At 42.9% G+C, this 16,952-nt stretch carries 15 protein-coding genes and 1 riboswitch; of the genes, 8 read left to right on the plus strand and 7 right to left on the minus strand.

Features of this window, described 5'->3' with window-relative positions:
* Window positions 1–104: 104 nt before the first annotated feature.
* Complete coding sequence (aroA, locus tag MSG38_RS13380; protein ID WP_086969472.1) at window positions 105–1,385, plus strand: 3-phosphoshikimate 1-carboxyvinyltransferase; 1,281 nt, start codon at window positions 105–107, stop codon at window positions 1,383–1,385.
* A gap of 45 nt (window positions 1,386–1,430) precedes the next feature.
* Here the strand turns inward: aroA and MSG38_RS13385 are convergent, their stop codons facing one another.
* The gene (locus MSG38_RS13385; RefSeq protein ID WP_017062104.1) at window positions 1,431–1,676 is read right to left on the minus strand and encodes a YciN family protein; all 246 of its coding nucleotides are present in this window, start codon (window positions 1,674–1,676) and stop codon (window positions 1,431–1,433) included.
* Window positions 1,677–2,115: 439 nt separating this feature from the next.
* On the opposite strand from MSG38_RS13385, the gene topA reads away from it, so the two are divergent.
* The 4 genes from topA (at window position 2,116) to MSG38_RS13405 (ending at window position 9,028) form a co-directional block, all read left to right on the plus strand.
* Complete coding sequence (gene topA, locus MSG38_RS13390; protein ID WP_048612738.1) at window positions 2,116–4,746, plus strand: type I DNA topoisomerase; 2,631 nt, start codon at window positions 2,116–2,118, stop codon at window positions 4,744–4,746.
* Between the two features lie 525 nt (window positions 4,747–5,271).
* Window positions 5,272–6,501 carry a glucose-1-phosphate adenylyltransferase gene (gene glgC / locus MSG38_RS13395; protein ID WP_080582251.1) on the plus strand — a complete coding sequence of 410 codons (1,230 nt, stop codon included), beginning with the start codon at window positions 5,272–5,274 and terminating at the stop codon, window positions 6,499–6,501.
* A complete protein-coding gene (gene glgA, locus MSG38_RS13400) occupies window positions 6,491–7,945 on the plus strand; it encodes a glycogen synthase GlgA (RefSeq protein ID WP_086969474.1) in 1,455 nt (484 codons plus the stop codon). The genes glgC and glgA overlap by 11 nt, the downstream gene beginning before the upstream one ends.
* Window positions 7,946–8,230: 285 nt before the next feature.
* Complete coding sequence (locus tag MSG38_RS13405) at window positions 8,231–9,028, plus strand: alpha/beta hydrolase (protein ID WP_017062100.1); 798 nt, start codon at window positions 8,231–8,233, stop codon at window positions 9,026–9,028.
* Between the two features lie 131 nt (window positions 9,029–9,159).
* On the opposite strand, the gene MSG38_RS13410 is transcribed toward MSG38_RS13405, so the two are convergent.
* Entirely contained in the window at window positions 9,160–9,477 is a 318-nt protein-coding gene (locus tag MSG38_RS13410; protein WP_017062099.1) for a DUF2007 domain-containing protein, read from the minus strand.
* 47 nt (window positions 9,478–9,524) lie between these two features.
* Entirely contained in the window at window positions 9,525–10,205 is a 681-nt protein-coding gene (locus tag MSG38_RS13415; protein WP_017072239.1) for a TVP38/TMEM64 family protein, read from the minus strand.
* A 379-nt stretch (window positions 10,206–10,584) separates the two neighbouring features.
* Between MSG38_RS13415 and MSG38_RS13420 the strand changes: the two genes are divergently transcribed.
* Window positions 10,585–10,944: a DUF3316 domain-containing protein gene (locus tag MSG38_RS13420; RefSeq protein ID WP_017067843.1), complete on the plus strand. Its 360-nt coding sequence runs from the start codon at window positions 10,585–10,587 to the stop codon at window positions 10,942–10,944.
* Window positions 10,945–11,041: 97 nt separating this feature from the next.
* Here the strand turns inward: MSG38_RS13420 and MSG38_RS13425 are convergent, their stop codons facing one another.
* The 3 genes from MSG38_RS13425 to torD form a co-directional block, all read right to left on the minus strand.
* Window positions 11,042–11,632 (minus strand): TfoX/Sxy family DNA transformation protein, encoded by a 591-nt coding sequence (locus MSG38_RS13425; protein ID WP_019820997.1) that lies wholly within the window; start codon window positions 11,630–11,632, stop codon window positions 11,042–11,044.
* Window positions 11,633–11,759: 127 nt separating this feature from the next.
* A riboswitch (cyclic di-GMP riboswitch) is annotated at window positions 11,760–11,845 on the minus strand.
* A gap of 170 nt (window positions 11,846–12,015) precedes the next feature.
* Window positions 12,016–13,020 carry an HTH-type transcriptional repressor PurR gene (gene purR / locus MSG38_RS13430; RefSeq protein WP_017062096.1) on the minus strand — a complete coding sequence of 335 codons (1,005 nt, stop codon included), beginning with the start codon at window positions 13,018–13,020 and terminating at the stop codon, window positions 12,016–12,018.
* Between the two features lie 315 nt (window positions 13,021–13,335).
* Entirely contained in the window at window positions 13,336–13,983 is a 648-nt protein-coding gene (gene torD / locus MSG38_RS13435) for a molecular chaperone TorD (protein WP_086969476.1), read from the minus strand.
* A gap of 285 nt (window positions 13,984–14,268) precedes the next feature.
* Here torD and torR point away from each other — a divergent pair, with 285 nt between their 5' ends.
* Complete coding sequence (torR, locus tag MSG38_RS13440; protein ID WP_017067841.1) at window positions 14,269–14,982, plus strand: two-component system response regulator TorR; 714 nt, start codon at window positions 14,269–14,271, stop codon at window positions 14,980–14,982.
* Between the two features lie 166 nt (window positions 14,983–15,148).
* On the opposite strand, the gene elyC is transcribed toward torR, so the two are convergent.
* Window positions 15,149–16,000 carry an envelope biogenesis factor ElyC gene (elyC, locus tag MSG38_RS13445; RefSeq protein WP_086969478.1) on the minus strand — a complete coding sequence of 284 codons (852 nt, stop codon included), beginning with the start codon at window positions 15,998–16,000 and terminating at the stop codon, window positions 15,149–15,151.
* 115 nt (window positions 16,001–16,115) lie between these two features.
* Between elyC and cmoM the strand changes: the two genes are divergently transcribed.
* A complete protein-coding gene (gene cmoM / locus MSG38_RS13450) occupies window positions 16,116–16,901 on the plus strand; it encodes a tRNA uridine 5-oxyacetic acid(34) methyltransferase CmoM (RefSeq protein ID WP_017063509.1) in 786 nt (261 codons plus the stop codon).
* Window positions 16,902–16,952: the final 51 nt, after the last annotated feature.

Below are 16,952 nucleotides of genomic sequence, written 5' to 3' on the forward strand. Positions count from 1 at the left end.
GTTCGTTGGAAAAGTTCGTTAGTCTGCAAGTACGAAGAATTATTCATCACCCGAAAATAAATACGCGCCAGTGACTTCGGGTGGTACAAGGACTATAAGATTTAATGGAAAGCCTTACGTTACAACCAATTCAAAAAGTGAACGGGGAAGTTAACCTACCTGGTTCAAAAAGTGTTTCCAACCGTGCACTTCTTTTGGCTGCACTTTCTACGGGAACCACTCGCCTAACAAACTTACTAGACAGTGATGATATTCGTCATATGTTGAATGCATTGACGCAGCTAGGTGTTGATTACCAGTTGTCTGCAGACAAAACTGTTTGTGAAGTGACAGGTGTTGGTGGTGCATTCTCAAGTGATAAAGCTCTAGAGCTTTTCTTAGGTAACGCGGGTACGGCGATGCGTCCGCTGGCGGCTGCACTATGTTTAGGTCGCGGTGAATACGTTCTGACTGGTGAGCCGCGCATGAAAGAGCGCCCAATTGGCCACTTAGTAACGGCACTGAGAGAAGCCGGTGCCGACGTTGAATACTTAGACAACGAAAACTATCCACCATTGAAGATCACAGGTACAGGCCTGAAGAGTGGTACGGTTTCAATCGATGGTTCTATCTCTAGCCAGTTTTTGACGGCATTTTTGATGGCTGCACCTCTGGCGGAAGGCGAAGTGACCATCAAAATTGACGGTGAATTAGTTTCTAAACCTTACATCGATATCACGCTACACATTATGAAACAATTTGGTGTGGACGTGATCAATAATGACTACCAAGAGTTCGTGATTCCGACGGGGCAATCTTACACAGCTCCGGGCGACTTCTTAGTAGAAGGTGATGCATCATCTGCGTCATATTTCCTTGCAGCTGCTGCTATCAAAGGTGGTGAGATTAAGGTCACTGGTATTGGTAAAAACAGTATCCAGGGTGATATCCAATTCGCTGATGCGCTTGAGAAAATGGGTGCGGAAATCGAATGGGGTGACGACTATGTTATTTCTCGTTGTGGCGAGCTGAAAGGCATTGATATGGACTATAACCATATTCCAGATGCTGCGATGACTATTGCGACAACCGCATTGTTTGCGAAAGGCACAACGGCAATCCGTAATGTCTACAACTGGCGTGTGAAAGAGACAGATCGCTTGGCGGCAATGGCAACAGAGCTACGTAAAGTAGGAGCCGAGGTTGAAGAGGGTGAAGATTACATCATTGTTAACCCTGTGGCTGAACTGAATCACGCGGCGATTGATACTTACGATGATCACCGTATGGCTATGTGTTTCTCGCTGGTTGCTTTGAGCGATACGCCTGTGACGATTAATGATCCAGGTTGTACGTCAAAGACATTCCCTGATTACTTCGATAAGTTGAAAATGCTGAGCCAGTAAAGGTTCAGGAACTAAAAAAGCTTGCCTAAATGGCAAGCTTTTTAATTATTGCTGAATTGTAAATTCTTTCGAAAGGTGGTGCGCTAAGTATTTAAACATGTTAAATACCGCGGTTGTATTCTCGGTCGGCATTCCATTGCTATCTAAGAAGTATTCACCTTTGAAGACGAGTACATCGTCTTTTTCTACTACGCTGTTTGCGCGCATGCCTTCAATGTAGTCATCATGTGATTGGATAATTTGGTTTGCGATAAGCAGTAAATCAAATTCTGCTATTACTTTCTTTGTCATGAGTTTATCTCTGATAACTGAATATAACGTTGAGTTTATGGTGTCGAACTAGAAATTCAATGATTTCACAACCGATTAAGAGAGTCTTTTCAAACATCCACAATTTATTTTGTGATTTACGGCAAAAATAATTGAATGGGGCTCGCGTTAGATTCGCGGACAAGCTTAGTATGAGCCCGTTTAGACGTAATGCCTGATGAATAGGCTCTTGCAAGTATTCTTAGTGAGTACTTTATAGCTTCTTTATATTGTGACCCTTTTATCTGTGAGTCGTCGAATTGTCGAGCGATCAGATCCAATTTTGAAAAAAGCGGTTGATCTTCTAGTAATCTCGCACAATAGTAAAAAAAGAAGCAATGAATTTAGAATATCATGCGTAAAAGCCCACAAGCTAAATTGTTGGTGCTGAAGCATCGTGATTAAGGACGTTAGAGTCAATATGGGTAAATCGCTCGTTATAGTGGAGTCGCCAGCCAAGGCTAAAACTATCAATAAATATCTTGGCAAAGACTTTGTCGTTAAGTCGAGTGTAGGTCACGTTCGTGATTTACCAACGGCGGGTCAAAGTACTGGTCAAAAGGCTGCTGCAGTTTCAACCAAGGGTATGAGCCCAGAAGATAAAGCTCGTATCAAAAAAGAAAAAGATCGCAAAGCTCTTATCAAAAAGATGGGTATTAACCCGTATAAAGAGTGGGAAGCGAACTACCAAATCCTACCTGGTAAAGAAAAAGTCGTTGCTGAATTGCAAAAACTTGCTGAGAACGCAGACCATGTTTATCTCGCAACCGATTTGGACCGCGAAGGAGAAGCTATCGCATGGCACCTTCGTGAGATCATCGGCGGCGATGAAACGCGATACAAGCGAGTGGTTTTTAACGAAATCACCAAGAATGCTATTCAACAAGCTTTCGAAACACCAGGCGAGCTAAACATCGATGGCGTAAACGCTCAACAAGCACGACGTTTTATGGACCGTGTTGTTGGCTTTATGGTGTCACCTCTGCTTTGGAAAAAAGTAGCACGAGGCCTATCCGCTGGCCGTGTTCAATCAGTAGCGGTAAAACTACTGGTAGAGCGTGAGCGCGAGATCAACGCCTTTATCCCTGAAGAGTTCTGGGATGTGCATGCTGATACTAAAACAGCAGAGAAAACCGATTTTAGACTGCAAGTAGCGCAGAAAGACGGTGTTGCGTTTAAACCTGAAAATGAAGCGCAAACACAAGCTGCTGTTAGCGTTTTAGAAAAAGCGCAATACGAAGTATGTAAACGTGAAGACCGCCCAACCAAGAGTAAGCCGTCTGCACCTTACATCACGTCGACGCTGCAACAAGCTGCGAGTACCCGTCTTGGTTATGGCGTAAAGAAAACCATGATGCTGGCTCAACGCTTGTATGAAGCGGGTTACATTACTTATATGCGTACTGACTCTACTAACTTGAGTTCAGAAGCTGTAGAAGCCGCTCGTGAATACATTGGTTCTGAGTACGGCGCGCAATATCTTCCACCTAAAGCACTTGTATACGGCAGCAAAGAGGGCGCTCAAGAGGCCCACGAAGCGATTCGTCCTTCAAGTGTAGATGTTAAGTCGGAAGACCTAAACGGCGTAGACGCAGACGCACACAAGCTTTACTCGCTAATTTGGAATCAATTCGTAGCGTGTCAAATGACGCCAGCTCAATACGATTCAACGACAGTAAGCGTTAAAGCAGATGAGTACACGTTAAAAGCGAAAGGTCGTATCCTTAAATTTGATGGTTGGACTCGTGTTCAGCGTCCAATGGGTAAGAACGAAGATACGATCCTTCCAGCAGTACAGATCGGCGATAAGCTTGATCTGATCGCGCTAGACCCTAAACAGCACTTCACTAAGCCACCGGCTCGTTTCACTGAAGCGGCGCTAGTTAAAGAGCTTGAGAAGCGTGGTATTGGTCGTCCTTCAACATACGCATCAATCATCTCGACGATTCAAGATCGTGGTTATGTAAAAGTTGAACAGCGTCGTTTCTATGCTGAGAAGATGGGTGAAATTGTTACTGACCGTCTAGACGGCAGTTTCAACGACCTAATGAACTACGACTTCACTGCTCGTATGGAGCAGAAGTTGGACCAAATCGCAGAAGGCGAAGCAAGCTGGAAAGGCGTGCTAGATAACTTCTTCGAAGACTTTACTGGCGATTTGGAAAAAGCAGATTTAGACGAAGACGCTGGTGGCATGAAGCCAAATCATATCGTGGAAACCGATATTGAGTGTCCGACTTGTAGCCGTAAAATGGGTATTCGTACTGCTTCGACAGGCGTATTCCTTGGTTGTTCTGGCTATGCACTTCCACCAAAAGAGCGTTGTAAGACAACAATCAACCTTGGTGATGAAGAAGGCATTATCAACGTGCTTGAAGAAGACGTTGAAACAGCGGCACTTCGAGCTAAAAAGCGTTGTCCTATTTGTGAAACGGCAATGGATGCTTATCTAATCGATGATAAGCGTAAGATGCACGTATGTGGTAACAACCCGAACTGTGAAGGTTATGTGGTTGAGCACGGCGAATTTAAAGTGAAAGGCTACGATGGTCCACTTGTTGAGTGTGACAAATGTGGCTCTGACATGGTTCTGAAAAACGGTCGTTTTGGTAAATACATGGATTGTACCAATGACGATTGTAAGAACACTCGTAAGATTCTGAAAAATGGCGAAGTTGCGCCACCGAAAGAAGACCCGGTACATTTCCCTGAACTTCCATGTGAAAATTCAGACGCGTACTTTGTTCTTCGTGATGGTGCTTCTGGTCTATTTATGGCTGCGAGCAACTTCCCTAAATCACGTGAAACACGTGCACCATTAGTGGAAGAGTTGGTTCGTTTTAAAGACCGTATCTCACCTAAGTTCCAATACCTAGCATCAGCGCCAGTTGCTGACCCTGATGGTAAGCCGACAGTGGTTCGTTTTAGTCGTAAGACTAAAGAAAACTACGTTCGTACTGAAGTAGATGGAAAACCGTCCGGTTGGACTGCGTTGTACATCGATGGTAAGTGGGAAGTTACGGATAAGCGTAAAAAGCCTAAAGAGAAGTAACTGAACGTTATTGATGAAAAAGCAGCCTAATGGCTGCTTTTTTTTTGATCTCAATATGACTAATCATGCAACTTGTTGACTTAGTGTTTCGTCGGCGGGAATTTATTAAATTCACACCGCGAAATTAATGGCGGCAATTAATCATATCCTCTTATGCAACTTTAACGAGAATGTAACTTAATTAAAATATTGTAACTCACAGATCAGCGTTTAGTTGTATACCTGATGTGTGTCGGGTGTTAATGTAATGTTTCGTCTGGACGGTGTAGTGTGAGCTGCTTTAAGTCTTAGGAAAGCAATCAGCTTACGTACCACAGAATGGCGTATTAAAAATTGAATTCGGCCGAAAAGTCGATAACGTATATAAAACCAAGTGCAAAGAATAGTGCACACATAACAACGTTTGGCTTAGGATATTGTCACTATATGTGAATGGATATTCGCTAAATACCGAAATAAGTGTTGGTGCTCATCCCCCAGAGGAAGATACCTCTACGAGTACTAACATCGACAAGCTATAGATATATGGAGAATAAAATGGCTGGTGTATTGGGAATGATTCTTGCTGGTGGTGAAGGCTCTCGCTTAAGACCTTTAACTGAATCTCGCAGCAAACCCTCGGTTCCTTTCGGTGGTAGTTACCGCTTAATTGATTTCGCTTTGAACAACTTCGTTAATGCTGATCTAATGAAGATCTACGTATTAACACAATTTAAGTCACAGTCACTGTTCCACCATATGAAAAAAGGCTGGAATATCAGTGGCATAACAGACCGTTTTATCGACCCAATTCCTGCGCAAATGCGTAAAGGAAAGCGTTGGTATGAAGGCACAGCAGATGCTATCTACCAAAACATGGGCTTTATGGAGTTGGAAGAACCTGATCAAGTATGTATTTTTGGTTCAGACCATATCTATAAGATGGACATCAAACAGATGCTTGATTTCCATAAAGAGAAGAAAGCGGCTCTAACAGTATCAGCATTGCGCATGCCGCTTGCTGAAGCATCAGAATTCGGTGTTATTGAGGTTGATGCTGACGGCCGTATGATTGGCTTTGAAGAGAAACCTGCAAATCCGAAGTCGATCCCGGGCGATCCAGAATCAGCGCTTGTTTCAATGGGCAACTACGTGTTCGAAGCGAAAGAGCTTTTTGCTGAACTAACGGAAGATGCTGATAGAGAAGGTTCGACACACGATTTCGGCAAAGACATTATTCCAAACATGTTCCCACGTGGTGATGTGTTTGTTTATGATTTCAGCACCAACCGTATTACTGGTGAGAAAGAAGAAGTTTACTGGCGCGATGTAGGTACGATTGACGCGTACTGGCAAGCGCACATGGACCTTCTAAAGAAAGATGCGCCATTCTCGCTATATAACCGTAAATGGCCTCTACACACTTATTACCCGCCACTACCACCAGCTACGTTTACTGATTCGGCAAATGGTCGAATTCAGATCATTGATAGCCTTGTGTGTAGCGGTAGTTATGTACGTGGTTCGCGTATTGAAAAAAGTGTATTGGGCTTCCGCAGCAATATCGCATCAGCGTGTGATATTAGCGAAAGTATCTTACTCGGTGACGTAAAAGTGGGTGAGGGTTGTATCTTGCGCCGCGTTATCATTGATAAAGATGCAGACATCGCACCGGGTACACAGATTGGTGTGAATCTGACAGAAGACAAAAAGCATTACCACGTATCTGACGATGGTGTTGTAGTGATTTCTAAAGGAGCACGAGTTGGTTACTAAGACTCTCTCGGTACTTTTTGTAGCGTCTGAAGTTGAAGGCTTGATTAAAAGTGGTGGCTTGGCTGATGTAGCCAAGGCACTGCCGAAAGCGTTGCAAACACTCGAACAGGACGTTCGAGTGACTATCCCCGCATATAGAAACATTCCAAACATTGATTCAGCAGAAGTTATTTTATCGACTGAACTCGATCATTGGCCTCACACGGCTTATCAAGTTAAAAAACTGAGCGTAGAAGGCGTTCCAGTTTTTGGTATTGAATGTGCCAAGTATTTCGACCGCCCGGAAATGTACGCAGAAAACAATCAAGCTTATGCTGATAACGGAGAGCGCTTCTCGTTCTTTAGTGCAGCCTGTCTTGATATGCTTCCTAAGCTTGGTTTTCAACCGGATATCATTCATGCAAATGACTGGCATACTGGTTTCGTTCCTTTCTTGCTTAAATCGCGTTATCAACAACACGATTTCTTTGAAAATACGCGCAGTGTTATCTCGATTCACAATGCGGTTTTCAAAGGTGTGTTCGCATACGATGAACTTCAATTCCTGCCAGAGATGCACAGTTACCATGCGCCTGAAGCTTCAGTGAGTGACACTCATGTCACTATGCTAAGAGCTGGAGTTATGTGTGCGGATAAAGTGAACGCAGTAAGTCCTACCTATGCAGAAGAGTTGAAAACGGAATTAGGTAGCCACGGTATGGCTGCAGAATTCCAACACAGATCGGCTGATCTGTTCGGCATTTTGAATGGGTGTGATTACGGGGCTTGGAATCCGGAAACTGATGCTTTCCTACCTCGTAAATACAAAGCGACCAAGCACAGCATGGCTCGCGGAAAATCAGCTTGTAAGCAAAAACTGCAACAAGACGTAGGTTTACCCGTTGCCGATTGCGCGGTTTATGGCATGGTTTGTCGCTTGACGAATCAAAAAGGTGTTCATTACTTACTGCCTATCATCGAACAGTTTTTGAAAAATGATCTTCAGATCGTGATTGTCGGTACTGGCGATCCGGTTTTGGCGAGTCAATTGAAAGAGCTATCAGCCCTTCACTCAGATAAGTTCTCGTTCGTGGAAGCGTACAATAATGAACTTGCGCACTTGGTTGAAGCGGGCTCTGATTTCTTCTTGATGCCTTCGGAATTTGAACCGTGTGGCTTAAACCAAATCTACAGCATGGCTTACGGTACTTTGCCGATTGTTCGTTCTGTGGGAGGTTTAAAAGACAGTGTGAATGATTACGATCAGGATCCTGAAGTCGCGACTGGGTTTGCTTTTGAAGAGCCAACACCGCAAGCGTTATTGGCTGTGTTACATCGTTCATTACTGCTTTACGCACAAAACCCATCTGAAATTAAGCGTGTTCAGCTTTATGCGATGCAGCAAGATTTTAGTTGGGAAGATGCGGCTAAAGAATACCTAGCTATGTACCATTCAGCATTTTAACCTGTTGATTTAGCTTTGAAATTAGCTGGCGAGCAACAACCGCTCGTAATAAATGAAGGCGCTCTAATTGTAGAGTGCCTTTTTGTTTCCTGGTCAGAGCACATCACGTTTACGAAGACAAAGCTTGCAAACTCATTTTAGTCAGGTAGAAAAGGTGAGGTAGGTATTCACATGACTAATGATAGGTTTGACACTATTATCACTTAAAGTTCTTAATAGCGTGATATCTTTAGTCATCGCCTCGTGATGAGGCATAGCTCCATTCCAATAATTAAAGCGATAGGTATGTCTGAGAGTTTACTATTTCATAAAACATTTACTCACCCTACGAGCGATGAGTGGGTTGTATTTGTGCATGGCGCAGGAGGCAGTTCCTCCATCTGGTTCAAGCAGATCAAAGCGTATAAACAGCATTTCAACTTACTTCTCATTGATCTGAGAGGGCACGGTAAATCAGACAATATACTTAAAGGGCTGATTTCGAATCGCTATACGTTCAAATCGGTGACGCTTGATATTCTTAAAGTGTTAGACCATCTTAAAATCCGTTCTGCACATTTCGTTGGCATGTCTTTGGGCACGATTATAGTGCGTAACGTTGCGGAACTAGCGGCTGGCCGTGTACGTTCAATGGTACTGGGTGGAGCTGTCACCAAGCTAAACACTCGCTCTCAAGTGTTAATCAAGTTGGGTAACCTCAGCAAGCACATCATTCCTTACATGTGGTTATACAGCCTTTTTGCTTATGTTGTGATGCCACAAAAGAGTCAGAAAGAATCGCGTCACCTGTTTATCCGCGAAGCTAAAAAGCTGTGTCAAAAAGAGTTTAAGCGCTGGTTTATCTTAACGGCTGATGTAAACCCCTTGATGAAATATTTTAAAGATAGAGAGCTACCAATACCGACTCTTTATTTGATGGGTGAACGTGACTACATGTTTATTAAGCCTGTAAAAGAAATGGTCGCAGCGCATGAGTCGAGCGAGCTAGTAGAAATCCCGAATTGTGGACACGTATGTAACGTGGAAAACCCTGAAGAGTTTAATCAGCGTTCGATTGCGTTTATTCAAAAACAAATTCAGTGATTTTCTAGGCGTGAAATCAAAGATGATGATTTAATCGAATTGAAATAAAAACGGGAAGCTAACTTTAGCTTCCCGTTTTTATTTGGAGGAGGTATCTGACCGAATCGTTCTATCAGATCACTGAAACCTTGCTATTCAGGTGAGGCAGCACCGCACTGCCAGCAAGAGCCGAATTGCGCTTCGTTGACTTCATGACACTCACCACAACGCCACTCTTCATAGATGATCGAATCTTGCTGCTTTTGGTAGTCATTTACGAGCATGCGAGCTTTACTGGCCAATTCTGGCTCATATAACCATACGTAAGGGTCAGTTTCTTCAGTGAATGGGATTTCCCCTTTCAATCCAAACAATCCCTCACCACGGACTTCACAGGCAATATTCTCGCTTTCTAACAATCCACAGATGATATGAGCTTCTGTCGGATTCGATGCACTGAAGATTTTCATTGAAATAGAACCTTATTCGGCTATCTGAGTTACTTAGCTATTATAAATTATTCAGCTACGGGCGCTGAGCGAAACTTACCCATCAACCATTTAGCCACTATTGGGAATATCCCCAATAACGCAAATGACAATAGTACTGAAGGGGAGACGATGCCCGAAAGGGAATCAATTTCTGCGAGCTGAGTACCAGCATTCAAAAAAACAGCCGTCCCCGGTAACATCCCAATTTGACTCGTAATGTAGTAACGACTCACTGACATCGGTGTCAGACCCATCAATAGGTTGATAAGGAAAAATGGGAATACAGGAATCAGACGCAGAGAAAACAGGTAAAACGCGCCGTCTTTTTCAACCCCCTTGTTAATCGTCGCCAATTTGTCACCAAATTTGGTTTGAATCCAGTCACGCAACAGGTAACGGCTACTTAAGAAGGCTAAGGTCGCACCGATCGCACTTGCGAAAGATACCAGCAGCAAGCTATTCCAGAAGCCAAATAGCGCGGCCCCTAATAGGGTCACAACCGCGGCACCAGGAATGGAGAAAGCCGTAATCATGACATACGCGACAAAATAGATAGCGGCAGCCGCAATAAAGTTGCTGTCAATGTAGTCATTTAACACAGCTTGTTGGGCCTTAGCATTTTCAAGCGTTAAGTATTGGCCGAAATTGATGCCTAACAACACGATGGTCACGACCAACACAATACCCAATATCATTTTCTTACTCATTGATACTTCCTCTAAATTTTCAATGCATACCGATAGTATAGATAGACAGGCAAAACATAGATTAACTTTCACCAGTTAATAAAAAACTATTTATTCTAGACGATGGATTTGGGGTAAACAGCTAGCCTAATTGCTTAATCTTATCTTGCCGACAAGTATTGGCGAAATAGAGGTGGAAAAAGATTCGTTGATTAGAAGGTTGTGACTCTCTGCTAGCGACTTGTTTTGTATGCATTATTTTAATAGCGATAATTTGTACCACGTAAAAAGTGACAAAAATTTGAAAGAGTTTTGGTCTTGGCTCGTTCTATATACGTAACAATCGTGGCATGAAGATTGTTTTAGATAATTATTCAGGCAGACAACTAAGGAGCTAGCTATGAAATTATTATCAATGATTACGGTTATTGCTACAACGGGCCTATTCTCTTTCCAAGCCATGGGATCGGGCGTCTATCACCGTGCGGCTGTTGAGTCTAAAGTATTTAAAGGCGATGTAGTGGCGAGCCAATCACAGGCTTACGAATCTGGAAAAAAAATCTGGATGGATATAAACAGTAAGCGCTCATATGAATTGAGCAAAATCTTACCGCAAGCCTCTGAAAAAGTAGATGTACGCTCGTTTGAAATCAAAAACGGTACCATCAAAGTAAAAGAAATAATGGATTCCTCTGGAGAAATTAACTTCATTCCGATGGTTAAAGTGGATTACAAATACTATTACCGTCCATCTTTTTGATCACAGTGGTCCAGCTATACATAAGACTAGTCTTGTCGACATAAAAAAAGCCGCAGTAAATGCGGCTTAGTTATGTATATAGATTGCACTGACAATGTTAATTGACGCGATTGATAAGCTCTTCGCGACGCTGCTGCGGTATAACAGACCAATGTGTACCATTGATCGCGCCTTCTAGCGCCCAAAGTAGTTCAATACTGACAGAAGACGCATGCGATTCTTTGATGGCGTTAAATGCGTTTACAGAGCCAGATTCATATAAACGTTCTACAGAATCGATCCCTGCCTTTTTCAACATACGCTCGGTAGCGAGTCGAAGATTAGGCAGATCTTTGAGTCGGGTCGGCTTAGCAGAAGACTGCTCAGCTTTTTCTTCTTTAGCAAAACCTAGAGACGTGGTTGCAAGCTGCAAGATTTTCTCTTGATCTTGCCAGAGGCCTTCAGGTAAAGCGAAATATTTAGTAACAACAGGGAAACCACGTTTTTTGTAGACGTACGGTTGAAACCCTTGTTGTTCGAATTGTTTCGTTGTGCCTTTGTCTGCGCGTATGTGCAACTGGTCATTTACAACCAGAGCAAACATAGTGTCATCAGCAAAAAGACCGAAGCCACCAAACATTGAGCGTGATTTTATTTTTCCTAGGGACTCAAATAACTTCATCGAGTCCTTTAGTATCGGTTTATCCATGTTATTTATCTCGGTGTATTTGAACTACGCCACCAAATAAGCAGGTCCGAGAGATTAGCAAAATGTTGCAATTAAATTGTCAATAAGCCGTAAATTACCAAATTATTAGTAGTTACTGCATTTTGCCATCGGTAACCCCGCTACCATACCAACGAGTGGTTTAGGCCGGAAGCTTTGCGTCTCACTCTTTCGAGTGGTTTGCCCTGTGCGTGACTGATTGAATAGAATAAAGTTTTTGTTGAATGAAGCTCACAGCTGATATTTCAAAATGTGATATTGCTTCAATTAATGATCTTTCTGTTGTGCATCTGGGTTCATTATAGTTGCTGATAAAAAAAGCGCACCTAAAGGTGCGCTTGATGAAATTAAACTCGAATTATCAATTAATTTAACGTTTTAACTGTACTTCGTTCAACTATTTCAGGGTGCATTTCGAAGACGCGTTTTTCGTGGTCTTTGTCTTTGATGCGCTCTAATAGAATTTCGAATGCATTTTTACCAACACGACGTTTTGGTTGGTGAACGGTCGTTAGCGGCGGAGAGAAGTATTCTGCCAGTTCGATATTGTCGTAACCGATCACTGAGATATCTTCTGGAATGCGAATACCTTTTTCTTGCAGGCGGCTCATTAAGCCGAGTGCCATTGTGTCGTTAAAGCAGAATACCGCTGTTGGACGATCTTCCATCTCAACGATTTGTTCTGCAGCAAGAACTGCCGTATCGCACTCGAAGTTGCCTTCGATGATCATATTTTCATCAGCAGAAATCTTTGCTTCGTTAAGTGCGCGCTTGTAACCGGCAATACGTTCAACACATGCTGCTTTGTCTAAGTGGCCACTTAAACATGCAATCTTAGAGTGACCGCGTTCAATAAGGTATTTGGTCGCTAGGTAGCCACCTTCTTCAGAGTTATCGATGATCTTATCAGCCTGAGAGCTCTCTGGGCCCCAGTCCATGATAACTTTAGGGATGTCAGCGTGACGGTCTAACATCTCTCTTAGTTCTTCAGTTAGGTCAGAACACATAACTAAGATGCCATCTACACGTTTCTCTGCAAGCATTCGAATATAGTCACGTTGCTTCTCATAGATACCGCCCGTATTACACAGGATCAAAGTGTAACCTTGACGGTAGCAGTAGCTTTCAACACCATCGATAACTTCAGAGAAGAATAGGTTAGTTGATTGAGTCACTAGCATGCCGATAGTACGTGTTGTATTACACTTCAAACTACGAGCAACAGCACTTGGTGCATAGTTCAGTTCATCTACGGCTTTGTTTACTTTTTCTTGAGTTGCTTCTGCAACAAAGCGAGTTTTATTGATTACGTGAGAAACGGTTGTTGTTGATACGCCGGCTAAGCGAGCGACATCTTTTATAGTGGCCATGGTTTTATCCTATTAGAAGCTACTTTCCCAAAGTACGGAATAAAGTAGCCGTTAAGCTACCTAACTAAGAGCTTAAATTTGTAGGGCTCTTTGGGTACTAAAGTGCTAAAAAACAAAAAACCGCTATTGAGCGGCTTGTCTTAACACCGAAATGCTCTGAACTTTAATAAGCATAGCATTTCGTGAATGTTTCATATTTTATCGTTTGCGGTCACAATTTTAGACTGACTAGAAATTACTCGCAATAAAATTCACCCAGAAATCCGGGTGAATTGTCACATTCTACTGAATTTATTTACCTAGTCATCCAATAAGCTATTCACCAGCTAAATATTGAGTGTCTAATTGACAGAATGCGAGTAGCAAAGATGAGACACTAGCGTAGAAACCGAATTCATCAACGTCATGACATTTCACGTTGAACTTTGGTACCCAAGTCAGCAATTGTTGTTCGATAAACTGCTGTTGAACGGCAAATGAATTCTCTAGCTCTTCTTCAATATCTGTTTCGTTTGAACGAATGATCAAGTTACCAAGGAAGTCGAGTTCAATAGCAATGTGGTCTGCAGGCTCTTTTAGATCTTGGTTCACAACTAAGTTGTGCTTAGCCATGATCTCTTCCATATCTTTTGCTGGCTTATCATTCAAGAGGCCAGTTTCGCCGATATACATAGAAGCGTAAGGAAGAGCACCGTGCTTATCTGTCTTTAAGAAAAGGTCGCAAAAGTCTGCAGACAGTTCTAGCTGAGCATCTTCACGTGTTTGTAGACGGTTCAGCGCATCCACTAACTTATCAATCGCTGGCTTTAGTTTCTCATTTTCGCCTAAACCAGTTAGGAAAGAACGAATTTCAACAGAGTGGTAGTGATCGAGTTCTTCTTGAGTGAGCTCTTTGGCAAATAAGCTTGATAGCCACCAGTATATTTCTGCTCTTTGCTCGTTGAACGCTTTCGTATCTTTCATTTGTTAGATCCTGACTTAGTCTTGTGATGTTGCTTATATGCATCTTGAAGTCACTTGGGCATAAGCACACCAAGGCTGAATAACAAGGTTATTTGCGAAACGCAAAGTTACTCGTTAGTAGTAATGCCTATATTGAATTGCGATGGACGATAAATAGCAAGGTTTAAGATTGTCTTGTATCAAAAAAAATCCATGTTTCTGGCTTTTATCTTCTGTACCACTAGAATTGTTACTAGTTATGAATAGAATAGTCACTGAAACTATTAAATAAGAAAAGTGGTGTAGATGAGCTATCACGTATTAGTCGTAGAAGATGATGTGGTAACCCGCAGTAAACTGGTTGGATACTTCCAGAACGAGGGTTATACAGTGAGCGAAGCAGAAAGCGGCGCTCAAATGAGAAACGTGTTAGAAGAAAACAACGTTGACCTCATTATGCTGGACATCAACTTACCAGGCGAAGATGGATTGATGCTAACTCGCGAATTACGCAGTCAATCAGACATTGGAATTATTTTAGTTACTGGACGCACGGATAGCATCGACAAGATCGTTGGCCTTGAAATGGGCGCTGACGATTACGTTACTAAACCCTTCGAACTTCGCGAGTTATTAGTTCGAGTTAAAAACCTACTTTGGCGTATCTCTGCTGCTCGTAAAACAGCAGCGGGCGCTGTAGAAGAAACATCAGATGAGTCTGTGGTTCGTTTTGGTGAGTGGACATTTGATATCCCTCGTCGTGCGTTAAGCAAAAACGGCGAACCGGTGAAACTGACCAAAGCAGAATACGAACTGCTAGTGGCGTTGTCTTCTTACCCTAACCAAGTATTAAGCCGCGAACGTATTCTGAATATGATCAGTCACCGAGTGGACGCGCCTAATGACCGTACTATCGACGTGCTGATTCGTCGTATGCGTGCAAAAATGGAGTTCGATCCTAAGAACCCACAAATCTTTGTGACGGTTCACGGTGAAGGTTACATGTTCGCTGGTGATTGATTTCCTTCGGGAGTGATTAATTAACAACGACATTTAAACGTAAAAAGCCGAGACATCATTGATGTCTCGGCTTTTTTATTGCTTAGCGTTCATTGTTAACGAACAGAGAACCTAAAATTACTTGCCGACTCAGTCTGCTCAGTATGAGTTTAAAGATTCAATGGGCTTACTGAGGCTGAGCCGCAGAAACTTCACCGTCATCTTCAACTAAGCTGGAAGCTTCTGGAATAACCGGCTCTTCAACAATGTCATTGCTTGTATCTAACCAATCACGCAGGCTTTGCCAAACCAATCCCATGGTTTCGTGCCAGTAACGCTCAGTCTGCTCAAGGTAAAGAGCTTTTGGCATGTACTTATTCCAAGGCTCAACAATACCTTCTTGTGCAAGGTAGTTAGTTGGTGCCGGCAGTGGTTTCATTCCTGCAGCATTGAATTCGTTCAGTGCGCGAGTCATATGGCTCGCTGAAGTGACCAGTACCATTTTTTTATTCTTAACGAACGCAGCTGCTTGGCGGGCTTCTTCCCAAGTGTCTTTTGCGGTTTCAAGCAGAATGATGTCGGGCTTTGCTACGCCAAGTGCTAATGCCACTTTAGCCATCATTCTTGCGTTACTTACTTCAGTGCCTGCGCCATAGCCAGACAATATCAGTTTTGCACCAGGGTAAAGGCGTAGAATACGAATTCCTTCACTTAAACGCATCAGGCCGGTGCGGCTAAGCTCTGATGTCGGTGGAATTTGGTCGTCTACGACGTGACCACTTCCGAGAACCATCACGTAATCGACGGTTTCATCGACAGGTAAAAATGCGGTGTGTTGCCTTTCCATTGGCATTAGAAGTTGACTAGAAACTGGTTGGAAAGCGATTAGGAAAATACCACATAGGGCTGAAAGGGTGATTAGGCAACCAGTCTTCCTTTTGGTAGTAAACATCACTAGGGCTAAACCCAGAAAAGCGAGAATTAACATTGCTGGCAGTGGCATCAATAGCGAAGACACTACTTTTTTCAGCTCAAACATATCCGAATAGTCCGAAAAAACATCACTTAGTAGTAAAAAGAGACATCGCCTCTTTATTCCTGAAATTCCTGTGACAGAATAGCAGGCACGATAGGACATAATAACTCAAGTAGCCGTGACTGAAGACCGTAATTTCGACGATATTGCCCACAAATTTGCAAAAAATATTTACGGCTCTGACAAAGGAGAGATCCGTCAGATCATCGTATGGGAAGATTTAGAACAAGCTTTGAGCAAGTTTGAGCAATCAGCTTCGCCACTGCATGTGCTTGATGCTGGAGGCGGCCTTGCGCAGATGTCGCAAAAAATTGCGTCGCTTGGGCATAACGTTTCTCTGTGTGATCTCTCTTCTGAAATGCTGAAGCTCGCAGAAGAAAGTATCAGCGAAGCGGGTTTGCTAGAGCAATATCGATTTATTCATTCACCGGTACAAAAAGTCGCAGAACATCTCGATGAGAAAGTCGATTTTGTGATGTTTCATGCCGTAATGGAATGGTTAGCCGATCCTAAAGAGGCGCTTGATTTATTGCTTGAACAAGTTAAACCGGGTGGCGTTGCCTCGATAATGTTTTATAACCACCACGGATTAGTCCTGAAAAATGTGATTTGTGGCAACATTCCTCATGTATTGAATGGGATGCCACATCGAAAACGGTTTAAGCTGCAACCACAAAAAGGCTTGAAGCCGGAAGAGGTTTATCAATGGATAGAAGACGCTGGTCTAGAAATCTGTGGTAAATCAGGCATTCGCTCGTTCAGTGACTACATAGGTAATATGGAGTACATGGGCGATTACCAATTTGAAGATGTATTGGAACTGGAAAAACAGCTATGTCGCCAAGAGCCATATCTGTCACTAGGCCGTTATATTCACGTTTGGGCTCAAAAACCTGCGCAATAACAGCGGTGAATGTGGTAAAAGAAGCCACAACATGCGCTATGCAATCGTAAC

The organism is Vibrio sp. 1CM24A, from assembly GCF_023161725.1.
In the GTDB taxonomy this organism is placed as follows: Bacteria; Pseudomonadota; Gammaproteobacteria; order Enterobacterales; family Vibrionaceae; genus Vibrio; species Vibrio coralliirubri.